At 63.4% G+C, this 15,404-nt stretch carries 14 protein-coding genes and 2 pseudogenes; 8 read left to right on the plus strand and 8 right to left on the minus strand.

Features of this window, described 5'->3' with window-relative positions; translation table 11 throughout:
* Nucleotides 1-24: 24 nt before the first annotated feature.
* Genes ACJJV6_RS17105 through ACJJV6_RS17115 form a run of 3 tightly spaced genes read right to left on the minus strand, consistent with a single transcriptional unit; the run spans nucleotide 25 to nucleotide 2,040 of the window.
* Nucleotides 25-660 (minus strand): energy-coupling factor transporter transmembrane protein EcfT, encoded by a 636-nt coding sequence (locus tag ACJJV6_RS17105; RefSeq protein WP_009358247.1) that lies wholly within the window; start codon nucleotides 658-660, stop codon nucleotides 25-27.
* A complete protein-coding gene (locus ACJJV6_RS17110) occupies nucleotides 657-1,385 on the minus strand; it encodes an energy-coupling factor ABC transporter ATP-binding protein (protein WP_009358248.1) in 729 nt (242 codons plus the stop codon). Before ACJJV6_RS17110 ends, ACJJV6_RS17105 begins: the two co-directional genes overlap by 4 nt.
* A gap of 10 nt (nucleotides 1,386-1,395) precedes the next feature.
* The gene (locus ACJJV6_RS17115) at nucleotides 1,396-2,040 is read right to left on the minus strand and encodes a biotin transporter BioY (RefSeq protein WP_009358249.1); all 645 of its coding nucleotides are present in this window, start codon (nucleotides 2,038-2,040) and stop codon (nucleotides 1,396-1,398) included.
* Nucleotides 2,041-2,179: 139 nt separating this feature from the next.
* Here ACJJV6_RS17115 and ACJJV6_RS17120 point away from each other — a divergent pair, with 139 nt between their 5' ends.
* The 3 genes from ACJJV6_RS17120 to ACJJV6_RS17130 are packed head-to-tail and all read left to right on the plus strand — an operon-like array spanning nucleotide 2,180 to nucleotide 4,861.
* Nucleotides 2,180-2,866, plus strand: a complete 687-nt coding sequence (locus ACJJV6_RS17120) for an LmeA family phospholipid-binding protein (RefSeq protein ID WP_035752924.1) — start codon at nucleotides 2,180-2,182, stop codon at nucleotides 2,864-2,866.
* Nucleotides 2,867-2,926: 60 nt separating this feature from the next.
* On the plus strand, nucleotides 2,927-3,991 hold the full coding sequence (locus ACJJV6_RS17125) for a spore photoproduct lyase family protein (RefSeq protein ID WP_009358251.1): 1,065 nt from the start codon (nucleotides 2,927-2,929) through the stop codon (nucleotides 3,989-3,991).
* A 39-nt stretch (nucleotides 3,992-4,030) separates the two neighbouring features.
* A complete protein-coding gene (locus ACJJV6_RS17130) occupies nucleotides 4,031-4,861 on the plus strand; it encodes a hypothetical protein (RefSeq protein WP_354176912.1) in 831 nt (276 codons plus the stop codon).
* Here the strand turns inward: ACJJV6_RS17130 and ACJJV6_RS17135 are convergent.
* The gene (locus ACJJV6_RS17135) at nucleotides 4,858-5,532 is read right to left on the minus strand and encodes a recombinase family protein (protein ID WP_009358253.1); all 675 of its coding nucleotides are present in this window, start codon (nucleotides 5,530-5,532) and stop codon (nucleotides 4,858-4,860) included. The two genes, ACJJV6_RS17130 and ACJJV6_RS17135, sit on opposite strands and share 4 nt — an antisense overlap.
* A gap of 1,216 nt (nucleotides 5,533-6,748) precedes the next feature.
* On the opposite strand from ACJJV6_RS17135, the gene ACJJV6_RS17140 reads away from it, so the two are divergent.
* Together ACJJV6_RS17140 and ACJJV6_RS17145 are read left to right on the plus strand one after the other, a co-directional pair.
* Nucleotides 6,749-7,156, plus strand: a complete 408-nt coding sequence (locus ACJJV6_RS17140; protein ID WP_009358254.1) for a hypothetical protein — start codon at nucleotides 6,749-6,751, stop codon at nucleotides 7,154-7,156.
* A 1,622-nt stretch (nucleotides 7,157-8,778) separates the two neighbouring features.
* Nucleotides 8,779-9,156: pseudogene (locus ACJJV6_RS17145) on the plus strand (IS21 family transposase); the annotation flags it as partial.
* 120 nt (nucleotides 9,157-9,276) lie between these two features.
* Here ACJJV6_RS17145 and ACJJV6_RS17150 read toward each other — a convergent pair.
* The 3 genes from ACJJV6_RS17150 to ACJJV6_RS17160 are packed head-to-tail and all read right to left on the minus strand — an operon-like array spanning nucleotide 9,277 to nucleotide 12,403.
* Entirely contained in the window at nucleotides 9,277-10,266 is a 990-nt protein-coding gene (locus tag ACJJV6_RS17150) for a tyrosine-type recombinase/integrase (RefSeq protein WP_407709461.1), read from the minus strand.
* Nucleotides 10,263-11,201, minus strand: a complete 939-nt coding sequence (locus ACJJV6_RS17155; protein ID WP_009358259.1) for a tyrosine-type recombinase/integrase — start codon at nucleotides 11,199-11,201, stop codon at nucleotides 10,263-10,265. Before ACJJV6_RS17155 ends, ACJJV6_RS17150 begins: the two co-directional genes overlap by 4 nt.
* Nucleotides 11,198-12,403, minus strand: a complete 1,206-nt coding sequence (locus ACJJV6_RS17160) for a site-specific integrase (RefSeq protein ID WP_009358260.1) — start codon at nucleotides 12,401-12,403, stop codon at nucleotides 11,198-11,200. Before ACJJV6_RS17160 ends, ACJJV6_RS17155 begins: the two co-directional genes overlap by 4 nt.
* Nucleotides 12,404-12,544: 141 nt before the next feature.
* On the opposite strand from ACJJV6_RS17160, the pseudogene ACJJV6_RS17165 reads away from it, so the two are divergent.
* The 3 genes and pseudogenes from ACJJV6_RS17165 to ACJJV6_RS17175 all read left to right on the plus strand — a co-directional run.
* Nucleotides 12,545-13,702, plus strand: a pseudogene (locus ACJJV6_RS17165) (DDE-type integrase/transposase/recombinase); the annotation flags it as partial.
* Complete coding sequence (istB, locus tag ACJJV6_RS17170; protein WP_354176909.1) at nucleotides 13,699-14,478, plus strand: IS21-like element helper ATPase IstB; 780 nt, start codon at nucleotides 13,699-13,701, stop codon at nucleotides 14,476-14,478. The pseudogene ACJJV6_RS17165 and the gene istB, both read left to right, overlap by 4 nt.
* Nucleotides 14,479-14,597: 119 nt before the next feature.
* A complete protein-coding gene (locus tag ACJJV6_RS17175) occupies nucleotides 14,598-14,870 on the plus strand; it encodes a hypothetical protein (protein WP_009358263.1) in 273 nt (90 codons plus the stop codon).
* Between the two features lie 106 nt (nucleotides 14,871-14,976).
* Here ACJJV6_RS17175 and ACJJV6_RS17180 read toward each other — a convergent pair whose 3' ends face one another.
* A complete protein-coding gene (locus tag ACJJV6_RS17180) occupies nucleotides 14,977-15,114 on the minus strand; it encodes a hypothetical protein (RefSeq protein ID WP_354176907.1) in 138 nt (45 codons plus the stop codon).
* Between the last annotated feature and the right edge of the window lie 290 nt (nucleotides 15,115-15,404).

Consider the following 15,404-nt stretch of genomic DNA (forward strand, 5'->3'; position numbering starts at 1 on the left):
GCCCCGGGCACCTGGGAGGGAGCTTCAGTCTTCGGCCTCATCGTCGGCTTCGCCCAGTCCGCGGGCCGCGAGAGCCTCGCCCGTCTGGCGCGCGAACGCCACCGAGGTAATGAAAACCGGCAGGACCAGGGCCCGCGGATTGCGTTCCAGGCCCCGGGCCCGGGCGGAATCACGGACGTCGGCGAAGGTTCCTGCAATATAGGGGATGCTCCGCAGCATGATCCCGATGGTCAGGGCGAAGCGTTCCGGATCGGCCCCGAACCTTTTGAAGGGACCCGCCGCCCTGACCACGCCGTCCAGGAGTTTGTGGACCGGGGTGGTGGCGGTGAGCAGGGAAGCGGCCACCACGCAGACCAGGATGTTCAGGACAATCCTGCCCGCCGTCGGGGCGCCCAGCTGCCACCACTGGAAGAGTCCGATGACCAGCAGGACGGCAGCGAGCGGGCGGACGGCACCCCACAGCCGCTTGGGGCCCGCGCCGGACAGCAGGAAAAGGCCGCAGAGAGCGCCAAGCATCCCCAGCGACATCCGCCAGTCCACAGTCACGAACGAGGCCAGGCCGCAGGCGAACACCAGGAGGAACTTCAATGCCAGCGGCGCACGGTGGACCAGCGAGTCCCCCGCGACGTAGTTGGCGAGCAGGAAGCCGTGGCCCCTCACGGCTGCGCTTCCTGCGCGTCCAGGCTTGCCAGGCAGAGCGCCCGGTAGGCGGCCACGGCGGGGGCGGCAGCGCCGTCGAACACCACCTTGCCCTGGTCGATGACCAGGACACGGTCCATGTCCAGGGCCATGTCCAGGTCATGGGTGGACATGATGATCTGCTGGTCCAGGCCGGCCAGGGTCCGGCGCAGCAGTTCGCGGTTGCGCAGGTCCAGCAGGGTGGACGGTTCGTCCAGGACCAGGACGGCGGGTTCGACGGCGAGGACGGCGGCGAGGGCCACCAGCTGCCGCTCGCCGCCGGACAGCTCGTAGATGCTCTGGTCCGCCAGGTGCAGCAGGCCCAGCCGGTCCAGGGCGTCTTCCGCCTGTCTCCGCCGCTCGGCACCGTTCTTCACGGACCGGCGCAGGGACAGCTCCACGTCCTCCCTGCCGGTGGGCATGACCAGCTGGGAGAGGGGATCGGTGAAAACAAACCCAACGGTGCGGCGCACGGCCCGGACCGAGCGGACCGTGTCCGCGCCGTCCACCAGCACACGGCCGGAACTGGGCTGGACGAGCCCGTTGACCAGGCGCAGGAAGGTGGACTTTCCGGAACCATTGGCACCGATGACGCCCACCCGCCGCTCCGTCAGCTGCAGGTTCACGCCGTCCAGGAGGACCTTGGGTTCCGGGAGATGGTCCACCGGAACGGTTACGGCTGCCTGGTCAAAGGTCACGTTGGGCATGGCCAGGGTCCTAGGCTTGCGCGGGCTGCGGGGCGGTCCGCTTGACCCTGCGGACCAGGATGTCCGGGAAGGCCCGGTGCAGGGCGACGGCGATAAGCGCAGCCAGGACGTTCTTGATGATGTCGCCGGGGTAGAACACAACATCGCTCAGGAAGGCCTGGCCCCAGGTGGCCTTGGTGTTCAGCACGATGCCGGCGATGCCCAGCGAGTGCACAACCACCACGCTGGTGACCGTGGCGGAGAGGAACAGCCACAGTGCCCGGGCCTTGATGGTCCGGCGGATGACCACCGTGGCCAGCCAGCCCACGATTCCCGCGGCGATGGGGAAAGCGATGATGTAGCCGGCGGACGGTCCGGCGAGGATGCCCAGGCCGCTGCGTCCCTGGCTGAAGATCGGCAGGCCCGCGAGGCCCAGCAGGACATAGAGTCCGACGGCGGCGAAGCCCCGCCCGGGGCCGAGCACCAGGCCGGTCAGCATGACGGCGAGGGTCTGGAAGGTGATGGGGACGCCGAAGCCGTTGACGGCAAGGCCGGGGACCAGTGCCGAGGCGGCCACCAGGGCGGCGAAGACGGCGATCAGGCCGAGGTCCGTGGCGTTCCAGCGGCGGCGGCCTGCATGCGGGGTCTTTGTGGCGGCGGTTTCGGTGTTGCTCATGGGGTTCCTGTCGGGGTTGTACAAGCGGAATCTAATGTACTGCCGACGCTACCGGGATGGAACCGGGGCCATTTTGTAGGTGCCCTACTAAAAGGGCGGGCGGAGGCTGAGGGACTTAGCCAACTGCCACAATGGCTTCATGGGGTGGACACGGATACGGGAGTGGCTGATTGGTGCCGCAGGCATGCTGGTTGTCCTGGGTATCGCAGCCGTGGTTCTCTGGTGGGCGGCCAGCGACCCCGCCGGAAGGAACGGGGACGGACCTTCACCGGTCCCGGGCGCGGCAAGCCCGGTGGGGACAGTGCCTCCAGAGGACCTGCCTGACGGTGGGGTGTGGTTCTCCGATGTGTCGCTTGATGCGGGCTCGGTGGCTGCGGGAGGCTCACTGCTGCGCGACGTCCGGGCCACCGGGCAGGACGTGGTGTCGGGGCCGGACGGGATGGCTGCCGCACGGCTCGACGTTGAGGCCACCGTGCCGTTCGACGTCGTCGCCGGCGAGCTTGGTGACGGGGCAGTGGTCGGGGCAGCAGGAGGCGGCGAGGCCAGGGTGGTCCGCACAGTTGAGGCTTTCGGCCGGGAACTGCGCGTCACAGCCACCGGCACTGTCGAGGTGGCGGCCGGAAGGCTTGTGGTCGAGCCGCGCTCGATCGACTTCGGCGGTCCTGGCTTTCTCTCGGACGCGACTGCCGCCGTCGTCCGCAGGCTCGTGACCATTGAGCACGATGTTGAGGGGCTGCCGGAGGGACTCGTGCTCCGGGACGTCGCGGTGCGCGCTGATGGCTTTCGTGTCAGCCTCCGCGGCGAGGACGTCCGGCTCGCGCCGTAAGGGGTGATGCCCTGGGCTTAACGGCCCGGCTGGCAGGGGATGCCTTGGGAGAATGGAGTCATGGACTTTAACCGGCTGCTGCAGATCCGGCGAATCTTTGCCCAGCCGGCGGCGCTGGAGCTGCCACGCGGCAAGGAGATCGTCGCGCGATGGCCGGAAGCCGACGTCGTGCCGGTGGACAACCACTGGAACATTCCCGAACTGCACGGCGACGAAACAAACGTCCCGCGCTGGTCCCGGATCAAAACGGAAGCGCTGGTGCTGGGCGTCAAGAAGGCGCTGACCGTGAAGCCCAACGGCCGGTCCGCCGATTTCATCGCACCCTCCACTGCGAACGGCTGCGCCATGGCATGCGCCTACTGCTACGTGCCCCGGCACAAGGGGTACAGCAATCCGGTCACCGTGTTTGCCAACATTGACCAGATCGCGGGGGCACTCGAGCGGCACGTCCTGCGTCAGGGCATCAAGCTGGAGCCCAACCAGTGTGATCCCGAGCTCTGGGTCTATGACATCGGGGAAAACAGCGACTGCTCCGTCGACGCGCTGGTCAGCGACAACGTGGAGGACCTCGTCTCGCTGTTCCGGGACCTGCCCACCGCCAAACTGTCCTTTGCCACCAAGTACGTGAACCCCGCGATGCTCAATTGGGACCACGGCGGGCACACCCGGGTCCGCTTTTCCGTGATGCCGGCGGACCTGGCCAAGTCGGTGGACGTACGGACCTCGCCTGTGGCCGAGCGCATGGCAGCCATCAACGACTTTGTGGCCGCTGGCTACGAGGTGCACGTGAATTTCTCGCCCGTTATCGTCACGGACACCTGGCTCAGCGACTGGGAGGAGCTGCTGCGCCAGCTCGACGCGACCCTTACGGATGCCGCGAAGGCGCAGCTCGCTGCGGAGGTCATTTTCCTGACGCACAACGAGCGGCTCCATGAGGTCAACCTGGGGTGGCATCCGCAGGCTGAGAAGGTGCTGTGGCGCCCGGACCTGCAGGAATCGAAGGTGTCCTCCAACGGCTTCAGCAACGTCCGCTACCGTTCAGGAGCCAAGGCCGGTTACGTCCGGCAGCTGACCGCGCTGATCCAGAAGATCGCGCCGTACTGCCGGATCCGCTATGCGTTCTGAGGCCTGAAGCCGGACCGGCCGCGCTAGACTTGTTCGACCATGACTGGTGCCCGATACCGTCTGTTTGCCTGGCTGGTTGCCCTGGTGACCGTCCTCGCTGGCTGTGCGCCCGCCGTCGGCCTTAACGAAAATTCTTCGCCGCAAACGGCGCCGGCCACTTCTGCCCCTCCGGCCGCGCCGGAACCCGCCGCCGCGCCGCCAGCTGCCCCGGCTCCTGCCCGGACGCAGGCTCTAACTCCCACGGAGGCTCCCGTACCGCCCCCGGTGCCGCAGCCGTTCGCCCTCAACCTGTACCAGGAGGGGGACTTTGTGCCGCAGTACACCTTTGACTGGTGCGTTGCGGCGAGCATCCAGATGGCGCACAACCTGATCGACGATACGGGCGGCGGCACGTGGAGCGCTTCGGCCCACCAGGGGGAGCTGTGGGAGATGGCGCGGGCACGGTCGTCCAACTCGTACAACGGGGCGAACCCGCGGGGATGGGCACAGGTGCTGACCGAGGTGGGCATGGGGCCGTACTCAGTGGTCAGCGTGCCTGGCTATCAGGACGCGCTGCGGACCGCGGCGCGGGCCATTTCCGAGACCGGCCGCCCGGTGGGGCTTGTGATGTGGAGCGGCCGGCACGCGTGGGTGATGAGCGGGTTTGAAGCGGTGGGCGACCCGGCAGTGTTCCCGGAGTTCACCGTCACCGGTGTCCGGGTCCTTGATCCGCTGTACCCGCACGGCAGCGAGCGGTGGGGTCCGTCGCCCGTCCCCAACAGTCTGCTCACGCCCGAACAGCTGGCAACGCAGTTCGTGATCCGCGAGCCGCGGCGCTGGAGCACCGACCTGCCGGCGGGCTACCTGCTGGTGCTGCCAACGCAGGGTTAGCCGATTCCTGGTTTAGTCGTGCCCTTTCTCTTGGTCCCCGTCTCCTGGCCGGGAGCCGGAAACCGCCTGATACGCCTCGTTTCCGGCGGTTCAGGTTCTACTGGCGTCCGCTGGATAGTGCGGTACACGGTGGACCGGGCAACGTTGAACAGCGCCGCGATTTCAGCGGTCGTGTGCTGGCCGCGCCGGTAAGTGTCTACAAGGAGCTTTTCCTGGGCGGGGGAGAGCTTGGGCTTCCTGCCCCGCAGGCGCCCTTTGGCTTTGGCGATCTGCATTCCTTCCCTGGTTCGGGCCCTGATCAGGTCCGATTCGAATTCGGCCACCATGGCCAGCATGTTGAAGAGCAGCCGGCCAACAGGGTCATTGGGGTCGTGGATGCTGCCGCCGATGCTCAGCTTTACCTGGCGCCGGGTGAGTTCCTCCACGATGTCACGTGCATCAGGAAGGGATCGGGCGAGCCGGTCAAGCTTGGTAATGACGAAAGTGTCTCCTTTCCTGCATGCCGCCAGGGCTTCCCGCAGTCCGGGGCGGGCCCTGTTGGTGCCGGTGTATCCGTGATCGACGAAGATCTGCTCGTCCTCGACGCCAAGGGCGCGGAGAGCGTTGATTTGCGCGGTGAGTTCCTGTTCGGCCGTTGATACGCGGGCGTAGCCGATATGTAGTGCTGTCATGGCGCGAACTGTAGCGCTTGGGCGACCTTCAGCGGGCAGTTTTTTCGGCGGGGTATTTGCAGGTCTTTTGCTCAAACGCTGCGGAAAACTCTTGTCAGTTTCAGAAGTCGTCTGCACCAATGTCCAAAGCCGTCTGCACGGGCTGGCCCGTTGAGCCAGAGGTTGTCCTGAATCGCCAGTGATTAGAGGCAGGACCGGCTATCGAGACGTTGCGTAGGCGGGGTCCTGCCTGGACGACACAGGGCTTCCTCAACGGGAGATCACACCAGGAAATTGCGATGTCCATAAAGTTCGTTGATCCGGATCAGCCCAAGGAGTCACGGGCCTACGGGACGCCTCGTCGCCGGGCCTCTGCGGGACGATTAGCCGCGGGGAATAATTGTCCAATCGCACGTTAAACTCGTGCGCTCGGCTTAGTTCCACATGTAGTAGTTTGTGAACAAACAGCCTATGGCTTCTTGACCCATTACGACTACGACAGTTCTGGGAGCCTGATTGAACCAGATGCTTGGCCCTATAGTTTTCGGCTCCATCTCTCTGGTGATCGGAGCTATCTCGTTCTGGGGCCGCTCACGGCTTTCACATATGGGAGCCAAACTCTCTTCGGCGGTGAACGAGAACATCAATTATGAGGAAGCCTATCGACGACGGCTCCGATACGGCTACGTCTCCGGTCTGATATTTCTTTCAGTAGGTGCGGGGTTCCTAATTTTTGGAGTCGTTAACCTGCTAACCAATACGGGCTGAGTAACAGTGGTACCGCTGCGCAGAGGATGAACCAGCCGGGGAAGTCCCACTGTGGGTTAGTCGCTGTTACGCTGACGCCACGACCAGTCGTCGGACGCTCGCGTCCAATTGCTGCCCGCGAAAATAGGTAATGGACCAAGTCTGGAGAGGCCATGAAACCGCTCGAAGCGCCCCGAGCAATGCTCGTGTTTGCGGGGATCGGAACCTTGATGTGGGGGGCTTTCGGACTAATGGAGTTGTTTTCAGACGACGTTTCCTGGCGGATTTACGCCTACTTGCTGATGACGGCAACTTGCCTGTACATGGTCATCCGGGCTGTCCTTACGATTCGCCAGAGAAGGCGTTCTGAGCTGTAGTCAGCGGTTTCCCACACGGCCCGGCTGTTGTTCACGTCCCGTTGGAGCTTCCCGAAGTGTGGCGTCATGTCATAGTTACAGCAAGCAAGAGGGGCTAGCCAGGGGGAAATACGGTGTACTTTCCGAATCAACTGCTTTCGCGCTTGGTGGGCGACCGGATGTATTCCGTCGAGTTCGTGCTCAACAGCTATGTCCAGTTGCGGTTTGATGGAGCTCCTGATGCCGGTTGCCCCGTTACCCTCAACTGCTATGTTTGGCCCCTCGTAGAGCGGGCGGGTCGCCTCTGGCATGAGCAGGACCTAGGCTACGGTGACGCGTTGCGCCGAATGACTCCAGGCACCGTGATGTCCACTAGCGAAGAAACAGGAACTGGGATTCGAATCGAACTCGATACCGGCACGGTAGTAATCCATCCAGCGGTAGAAGAGGTCCATGTCGAGATTGCCGAACTGAAGGGTTTCCCCGATGGATCTTGGATGGTCTGGCGCCCAGGCGAGGAAACCTTCGAAGACCTGCGGTGACAAAATTCAAAAGGCATGCCCATGGGGTCAGTTCCCGTACCGGTATCTGATAGAGGAAGAAGAATTGTCCTGATCGCGATTCCCAAGCGGACCGGTGTTGACGGTCAAACAAACCGTAGCCGTTCGGAAAGAAGACGGGTCTGTGCTCCTGTGGGGTATAAAGCGCTCCACAGGGAGTGTGATAGTCACTCCAGTGGCACAAGCACGACCGTAAAACGGCCTTTAGTGGTAGCCGTGCCGGTGAAGGTTGCTAATTCGACTCTTCGTCAACGCATCTAACATCACCATGATGCCCATTTTTGGCTTCGGCAGCCAAGTAAAAATTCTTACCACGCGGCGACATGCCAGCTCACCAGGTCAGGGCCAGCCGCGGGACGGCCCCGGAGCCGGCCGCATGTCGATCAGGGGTCGTATCCCCCGGATCTGGCGGTCAAAAACATTGCTGCGCTTGCAAAGAGGGACAGCAAGACCCCTGTGAAGCCTAGGGTCATTAGCGCGATCCGCCGCGAACCCCACGACTTGCCTTTCTGACGCGGGTAGCGCGACTCGAAGATAGTTATGGGGAAAGTCATCACTAGGCCTATCAACATGAGTGCTAAACCTAGTTGCCCGCTAATCATGAGGACCTTCCCGATCAGGGGGCCCCTTGCTTGGAGTGTCAGCTTTGGGGGCTTCTTCCGCCTTTTTTCGGGCGTAATCACGCCGGACCATCGCAAGCACAGCCAGTTCTAGGCTTAGGAAAGCAACGAGACCTGCCAAGGTTCCGAAAAAGGCCTGAATAAGGCCAAATGCGAGGAAGCCTGGGCCTATGAGAACTAGCAGGAGCGTCAACGGTGAAAGCTGTTGAGACTCGGCGCCCATCCAGCCCTCGGGCGTGGTGGCCCATTTGCTCACACGACCCTTTTTCCGCTTGGCTCCGTGGGGCTCCATGCCATTCAATATAGACTCCGGCTGGGCTCCACAGGAGTGCTGCAGAAGGTGAAGCTACGCCACCCTCAATGGGGAGTGTTCCATTGAGGGTTCCCTTTCATCGGTCGATGCCTCGAAACTTTCCTGGCTCAAACGCTAGGGTTGTGAGCCGTCGGGTCCGCGCGCTTACCTCTGGGTCGCGTGCGAGGATACCGATATGACGTCCAACGCTGCAGAGGAACTAGCCATTGCCATCGGATTAGCAATAAGTGGCGGCCACGGACACCAGTACGACGCCAAGTCCACATGCCAGCACGGTAGCCTCGTCGAACAGTTCGCAATTACCGTCCACCCGAACGCTATGCGATGGTCATCAGCTAGTCTCAAAACCGGGCGGACACAGTCTTTTGACCCCCAAACTCTGACACTGCACGATGGGGAAGAAGCCAGACATTTAAGTCTTGACCGAATACCGGGCTCCTTCGCAGAGCAAGTGCAGCTCGCATTTCCACTGTTGTTAGCGGCCATGAAAAACTGCCCATAGGCGGCCACGAAAATGCCCACTGACGGCCAGTAAAACTGCCCACCGGTGGCCATGAGATCTGCCCACTTCCTCAACTGAACCTGCCGCGTCTTAAGCGGTGGGGGCCTCTCCCCGGGATTTGATGACGGTGTCTAGTCGCACCAAATGTCGTCCCAGGAAGAGGCCCTGTATGAAGCATGACGGAGAAATCATGGAAATTCTTGCTGCCTACGATCTGACCGGATCGTTGCGCGCCACGGCCGAGCTCACGGGCTGCTCCCATCACACCGTTGCCAGGCACGTCGCGGCGCGGGACGCCGGCCGGCCGATCGCCGAACCTGTTCCCCGACCCCGGGTCACGGATGCTTACCTGCCCAAGATCGAGGAATGGGTCGAGGCGTCCAAGGGCCGGATCCGGGCCGATAAGGCCCACGAGAAGCTGATGGCCCTTGGTTATGTGGGGTCGGAGCGGTCCACGCGCCGGGCGATCGCGCAGGTCAAGGCCGCTTGGCGGCTTGGCCATGTGCGTGTGCACCGGCCGTGGATTACCGAGCCGGGGATGTGGCTGTTATGAAGAATTCTTCATAACAGCCACTATGCAGAACCCGGAATTATGCGGAAAGTACCCCGACAGCGGCTGGGAACCGGCACCATCACGGCGATCTGGCCCGGGTAGCTTTCTGCATAATTACAGGCCTTCCAGGAAGGCCAGCAGTTCGTCGGGTGGGTGGTAGCGGCCGGGGCGGGATCCTGGTGGGGCCGTCCTGTCAAGCGCCCGTTGTTTGAGCGTCAGGTCGGCGTGGAGATAGATCTGGGTGGTGCGGATGTTTTCATGGCCAAGCCAGAGGGCAATGGTGGCAATATCGATCCCGGCCTGCAGGAGCCGCATGGCGCAGGTGTGGCGTAGCGTGTGCGGGGAAATCGTCTTCAAAGCCAAGGATGGGCAGTCTTTCGTTGCCGTCTTGACGTGCCGGGCAACGATTTTTGCCACCGCATCCCGCGTCAGTTTCTGGCCCGAGGGACCGGGAAAGAGTGGGGCCAGTCGTTGTGGTTTTTGCTCTGCAAGCCACGCCTTGAGGCGTGCACCGGCGTCCTTGCCCAGCGGGGTGATCCGTTCCTTGCGGCCCTTGCCCCGGCAGGAAAGGTAGGCGCCGGATTCCAGGTGCACATCGGCTGCGGTTATGTTGACAATTTCGCTGACCCGCAGGCCAGTGACGATGGCTACGAGCAAAAGCGTCCGGTCCCGTCGCCCCCGCCATGTTGAGGCATCCGGCGCGTTGATCAGGGCGGTGGATTCCTCTTCCGTCAGGTAGGTCACGATGGCCGTGTCGGAGCGTTTTGCCGGGATCGCCAGCACGCGTTGGATGAGTTCAGCATGTTCTGGAAAGTCGTAGGACGCGTACCGAAACAGCGCCCGGATAGCCGCCAGCCGGGCGTTTCTGGTGTGGATGCTGGCCCCTCTGCTTCTTTCTAGCCAGGCAAGGTAGCTGCCAATGAAAGTGGCATCGAGGTCTTCAAGCTTCAGGCTTTGAGGTGCCTTGCCGGTTTCCTCCTTGGCGTAGTGCAGGAGCAGCCGGAACGCGTCGCGGTATGAGGCCACCGTGTTCTGGCTTGCCCGGCGCTGCCCCATGAGCCGGCGGAAGAAGAAAGACTCCAGGATCGGTGCCAGGGCTGTCATGATTTCTCCGCCAGATAGGAGCCGAGCCGTTCCGATACCAGGGACATCAATTCCGGTGTCCCGCTCAGATACCAGTACGTCGCTTCCGGGTTCTGGTGCCCGAGGTAGGTCGAGAGCACCGGCAGCAGCGGCCCGACGTCCACGCCCGTGCGGTACCAGGCCTGAAGAGTTTTCACGGCAAAACCATGTCTCAGGTCATGTAGATGGGGCTGGTGACGAAAACCGGGCCGAATCACTCCTGCTTCCCGGGCCAGCCGGGCAAAGACCTGGCTGGCGTTGTCCGCGATCAGGCGCGTGCCACGGGTGGAAAGGAACACGGCGGGATCCTTGGGATGCGGATAGGCGGTGTCCCGGATGCCCGAGTATTCCTTCAGGGCGGCCACCGTGCTCGGATGTAGCGGCAGCTGCCGCGCTTTCCGGTATTTTGCTTCCCGGATCGTCAAAAGCCTTTGGCCCCAGTCGACGTCGGAACAGTCCAGGTTGGTGGCTTCGCTGCGCCGCATGCCTGTCACGGCAACCAATGAAATATAGGTTCGGTAGGTTCGGGCACGGAAGCTGGGGGTGAGGCGGTCTGCGGCCGCCAGCACCCGGTCCAACTCGTCATCGGAAAAGATGTAAGGCGCCGGCCGGTGGTACCCATCGTGCAGCAGCGACTGTTCAGGGACCTGCGTGAGGGGGTCGAAAGCCTGCAAGTATTGGGCGAAGGGACGCACCGCGCCCAGGCGCGCGTAGCACCACACCGGGTCGGCGCCTGCTGGCAGTGTTGCCCATTCCAGCACCCGCGAGCTGGTGAGATGGGTGTCGCCGGAGCGCTGAAAGTACTTGATGAAATCCAGTAGCAGTTGCCCCTGCTGCTTCAGCTTGTAGCCCATGCTCCGGCGCATGTGCAGATACTGCTCGGCCATCAACGCTACGTCGTTCTGGGGCATGGTCATGGCTGGCTCCCAGGCCAAGGCAGCGCCAGCGCACGCAGCGACTTGTCGTCGACTTTTGCGTACTGGGCCGTGGTGGCAGGGCTGCGGTGGCGCAGCACTTGGCCGACCTCGGCCAAGGAAGCACCGGCACGCAGCAGTTGAGTTGCCGCGGTGTGCCTGAGCCGGTGGGCATGGATTCCCTCAAGCCCGGCACGCCTGCTCGCGGCCAGGATCACTTCGGAAACCCCGGCAGATGCCAGCCCTCCCACGGGTGCGTGAACCCTGAGAAACAGCGCATCGCCGGCACCCTCGGGCCGACCTTGTCGCAGGTATTCCGCCAAGGCTGATCCAACATCCTGAGGCAGCGGGAGCTTCTCTTCACAGCGCCCCTTGCCCCGAAGGACGATGTCCCCGGTGCGCCAATTGAGATCCGTGAGCGTCAGGGAGGCGACTTCATTGGCACGCAGCCCCAGCCGGACCGCCAGGACCAGAATCGCGTAGTCACGCCGCCCCGTCGCAGTGTCCCGGCCGCACGAGGCCAGCAGCGCATCCACTTCCGGCATGCTCAGGCCTTGCGGAATGTTGCTGTCGTGGCTGGCCACGGACGGCACCGCGCCAGCCAACGCCCGGTCAGACAGACCTTCCATGAACGCCCAGCCCAGAAAGGACCGCAACCCCGTGATCGTATATTTGACGCTTCCGACCGATTGCGCACCGTAAAAACCGGTGGTGAAGAGAATGACCTCCGCCCCGCCCATGGTCTCCAGGGAACGGGAACGAGCCGACAGCCAGTCCATCAATGCACTGGCTGCCCGAAGATAGTTCCGCACTGTTTTGGCCGCGAGTCCCCGCTCATTCAGGAGGTAGCGCTCAAACCGCCTCAGAATGATCAGTTCCGGACTCGTCCGGTCCGGTGGCGGCTCAGGAACCGGGATCACGCCCAAGCGGCGCAAGTACTGCATCAACCCAACAAACGACGCCGGTGTCGGACGCATCCAGTTTGCTTCCTCAGCCAGCTCGTCAACGAACCGCTGCAGCACCTCATCCGTCAGGGCCCCGGTATCCAGTCCGCGCGCATCCATCCAACGGCTCAACCGCCCCACCAGCGAACCCAACTGCTGCGCCGTTGACATCGCATACCTACGCCCAGCCAATAACTCCCGGTAGCCAGCCACATACGGCGCCAAGGGGCCCGTCATCGGCCCCGGAAAATACTTCGTCATCTTGCTCACCTTCCCGTATCGAGAAAACAAGCATGAGCCGCCCGCGATTATGCAGAAAGCTATCCGGGCCAGACCAGCGTTATGGTGCCGGTTCCCATCCGCTGTCGGGGTACTTTCCGCATAATTCCGGGTTCTGCATAGTGGCTGCAGTACGACTTCGGCGACGGGCCGCGGATCGGTGGGGTGAAGACCATCCTGTTCGTGGCCTGGCTGGCGTTCTCGAGGTTCCGGATCGTCATCCCGCTGCGGGACCGGACCGCGCCGAGCGTCTTCGCAGCTCTGGACCGGTGCTTCCGGATCCTGGACGGGGCACCGACCTACGTCCTGACCGATAACGAGAAGACCGTGACCACCGCTCACGTCGCCGGGGTCCCGGTGCGGAACCAGCAGACCCTGGACTTCGCCCGCCACTACGGGGTCACCGTGCTGACCTGCCAGCCGGCGGACCCCGCCACGAAAGGCGGCGTCGAAGCATCGGTGAAGCTGGCTAAGGCCGACATCGTCCCGACAGAAACCAACCTCCGACCCGAGTATGCCTCCTTCGTCGAGCTCGAGGCCGCCTGCCAGGCCTTCATGGACGAGGTCAACCACCGCGAACACCGGGCCACCCGCCGCAGACCGGCTACCGTTCTGGCTGAGGAACAGCCCCGGCTGCACCGGATCCCCGACACAGCCCACACGATCGCGTTCGGGCTGGCCCGGACCGTCCCGGAGAACACCCCGATGGTGACCTTCGAGAACGCCCAGTACTCCGTCCCGGCGCATCTGCTCGGGGCCCGGGTATTCGTCCGCTCCCACGGCACCGGGCCCGATGAACAGGTCATCATCGTCCACCACGGCCCCGCCGGTCCGGTCGAGGTCGCCCGCCACCACCGGGCCAGGCCCGGCAGCCCCGCGGTCATCGAGGAGCACTTCCCCGGAACCAGGACCCGGATCCCGGGCGACTACGCCGTGAAGGCACGCACCGCCGGGGAGGCCGAGTTCCTCGCCATCGGTGAGGGCGCCAGAACCTGGCTCATCGAGGCCGCCGCGGCAGGAACGGGCAGGATGAACGTGAAAATGGCTGAGGCCGTGACCCTGGCCAAAATCGCCGGCACCGAAGCGGTCGACCGGGCGCTGGGCGACGCCGCCCTGCACGGCCGCTTCGCCCACGGTGACCTGCCCTCAATCCTGAACGCCAACATCCGCCGCACCACCACCCACGCCGCGAACGAAACCCGGTCACTGACCCAAGGCACCAGCGCCTGGGCCGGCCTCGGCGCCGGACCCTCCACCACGTCGAAGGAGCAGAACCGATGAGCCCCGTCACCACCGCCGCCCCGCCCCTGCCCGCAGACCTCGAAGCACTGATGCGGCAGCTGAAAATGCCCCACGCCCGGGCACTGGCCCCGGAACTCATCGCGACCGCGCGAGCCCAGCGCTGGGAACCGGCAGAAGTCATCAAGGCCCTGTTCACCGAAGAAACAGCCGGCCGGGCACGGTCCATGCTCGCCACCCGCCGCAAGGCGGCAGGCTTCCCGACCGGGAAAACCTTCGACGCCTGGGACCCCGCTGCCTCGTCGATCCCGGCACCAACCCAACAAGCACTCCGGACACTGGAATGGATCACCCGCAGGGAGAACCTGGTCGTCTGCGGGCCCTCAGGCACCGGGAAAACGTTCTTCCTCGAAGCCCTCGGACAGCAGGCCGTCGAAGCCGGCATGCGCGTGGCCTGGTTCAGACTCGAGGACCTCGGCGCCCTGATCCGCGCCCACCGCACCGACGACAGCGTCACCAAAGCCGTCACCCGGATACTCCGCGCCGAACTCGTCGTGATCGATGACATCGGGCTCCTGCCCGTGGCCACCGACGCCGCCGAAGGCCTCTACCGTGTCGTGGATGCCGCCTACGAAAAACGCTCTGTCGCGATCTCCTCGAACCTGCACCCGGCCGGGTTCGACGAGCTCATGCCGAAAACCCTGGCCACCGCCACCGTTGACCGGCTCCTGCACCACGCCCACGTCTGCCAGACAAGCGGCGACTCCATCCGCCTCACCCAAGCCCTCGCCGGAAAAGGAGTCACCCAACTGAACTAAGACGACCCGGATGGCCAACCCCCGCCGTAACCCTCAGTGGGCAGATCTGTTGGCCATCACCGGGCAGTTTTAACGGCCACCGGCGGGCACTTTAACTGGCCGCCAGTGGGCAGAAACTAATGGCCATTGACACACTGTCGCTGCCGATCTGGGGCCGACAGCGTGACGAATACCATCCAGTCGCTGTCGAGCAGCACAAACGGGAGACGATCCTGATACTCCGTCACCGCGAAGACAACGGAATCTTCGGCTCTCTGGTTGTAGATCGCGACACCGGCGTGGCCACGAGACTAGTGACGCCCACGCGAGCCCTGCTGCAGGAAGTACAGCAAATGAGCACTTCCAATGACGGTGCCGTGAGTTTTGGCTTCGTCACCGGATCCGAGCCATAGGAACACGGCCAAAAGCACGACATACCCAATTCACCGCGCTGAATCTGAATTGGGCTTGAACCGGACCGTCCCACAGAGGGTTAACTACCGCGATCTAAGGCGTTTCCTAATAAGGGGCGACAACAATTTGGACGTCGTCCTCATAAAGAACGTTTCCTGGATCGTGGGAGTAGAGGACCTGCCAGCCCACCCCGTACCGGGTGAGAAGCTCCGTGTAGAACTCCACTCCAGTCAACAGGTGCATGGCACTGCACTTGAACCAAGACTGCGCTCTAGGGTTGATCGTGCGATCGTAAATCGATCTGTCTATCGTCGTTGGGTCTGTGTATGCGGTGTCATAGTGATCGTTCGCACTGCGCCAGGAAGCCCAGTCTTGGGAGCTGAGCTTGCCATCCTTAGCCAAGCCGTTGGCTAGAGCGAAAATGCCCGGGTAAGAACCGCGGTCGTTGGGAACGCTTGCCTGATAACGAACAAATTCATTCTTCATGCTGGCTAGGTAATCACTCGGCCAGGGATCCGGTTGGATTTGGCTTC

This window comes from Arthrobacter nitrophenolicus (assembly GCF_045833485.1).
Taxonomy (GTDB): domain Bacteria; phylum Actinomycetota; class Actinomycetes; order Actinomycetales; family Micrococcaceae; genus Arthrobacter; species Arthrobacter nitrophenolicus.

Coding starts and splice junctions, on each gene's coding strand:
- ACJJV6_RS17110 (WP_009358248.1), bottom strand. CDS start 1,385: ATGCCCAACGTGACCTTTGACCAGGCAGCCGTAACCGTTCCGGTGGAC.
- ACJJV6_RS17115 (WP_009358249.1), bottom strand. CDS start 2,040: ATGAGCAACACCGAAACCGCCGCCACAAAGACCCCGCATGCAGGCCGC.
- ACJJV6_RS17120 (WP_035752924.1), top strand. CDS start 2,180: ATGGGGTGGACACGGATACGGGAGTGGCTGATTGGTGCCGCAGGCATG.
- ACJJV6_RS17125 (WP_009358251.1), top strand. CDS start 2,927: ATGGACTTTAACCGGCTGCTGCAGATCCGGCGAATCTTTGCCCAGCCG.
- ACJJV6_RS17130 (WP_354176912.1), top strand. CDS start 4,031: ATGACTGGTGCCCGATACCGTCTGTTTGCCTGGCTGGTTGCCCTGGTG.
- ACJJV6_RS17135 (WP_009358253.1), bottom strand. CDS start 5,532: ATGACAGCACTACATATCGGCTACGCCCGCGTATCAACGGCCGAACAG.
- ACJJV6_RS17150 (WP_407709461.1), bottom strand. CDS start 10,266: ATGACAGCCCTGGCACCGATCCTGGAGTCTTTCTTCTTCCGCCGGCTC.
- ACJJV6_RS17155 (WP_009358259.1), bottom strand. CDS start 11,201: ATGACCATGCCCCAGAACGACGTAGCGTTGATGGCCGAGCAGTATCTG.
- ACJJV6_RS17160 (WP_009358260.1), bottom strand. CDS start 12,403: ATGACGAAGTATTTTCCGGGGCCGATGACGGGCCCCTTGGCGCCGTAT.
- istB (WP_354176909.1), top strand. CDS start 13,699: ATGAGCCCCGTCACCACCGCCGCCCCGCCCCTGCCCGCAGACCTCGAA.
- ACJJV6_RS17175 (WP_009358263.1), top strand. CDS start 14,598: ATGGCCATTGACACACTGTCGCTGCCGATCTGGGGCCGACAGCGTGAC.
- ACJJV6_RS17180 (WP_354176907.1), bottom strand. CDS start 15,114: ATGCACCTGTTGACTGGAGTGGAGTTCTACACGGAGCTTCTCACCCGG.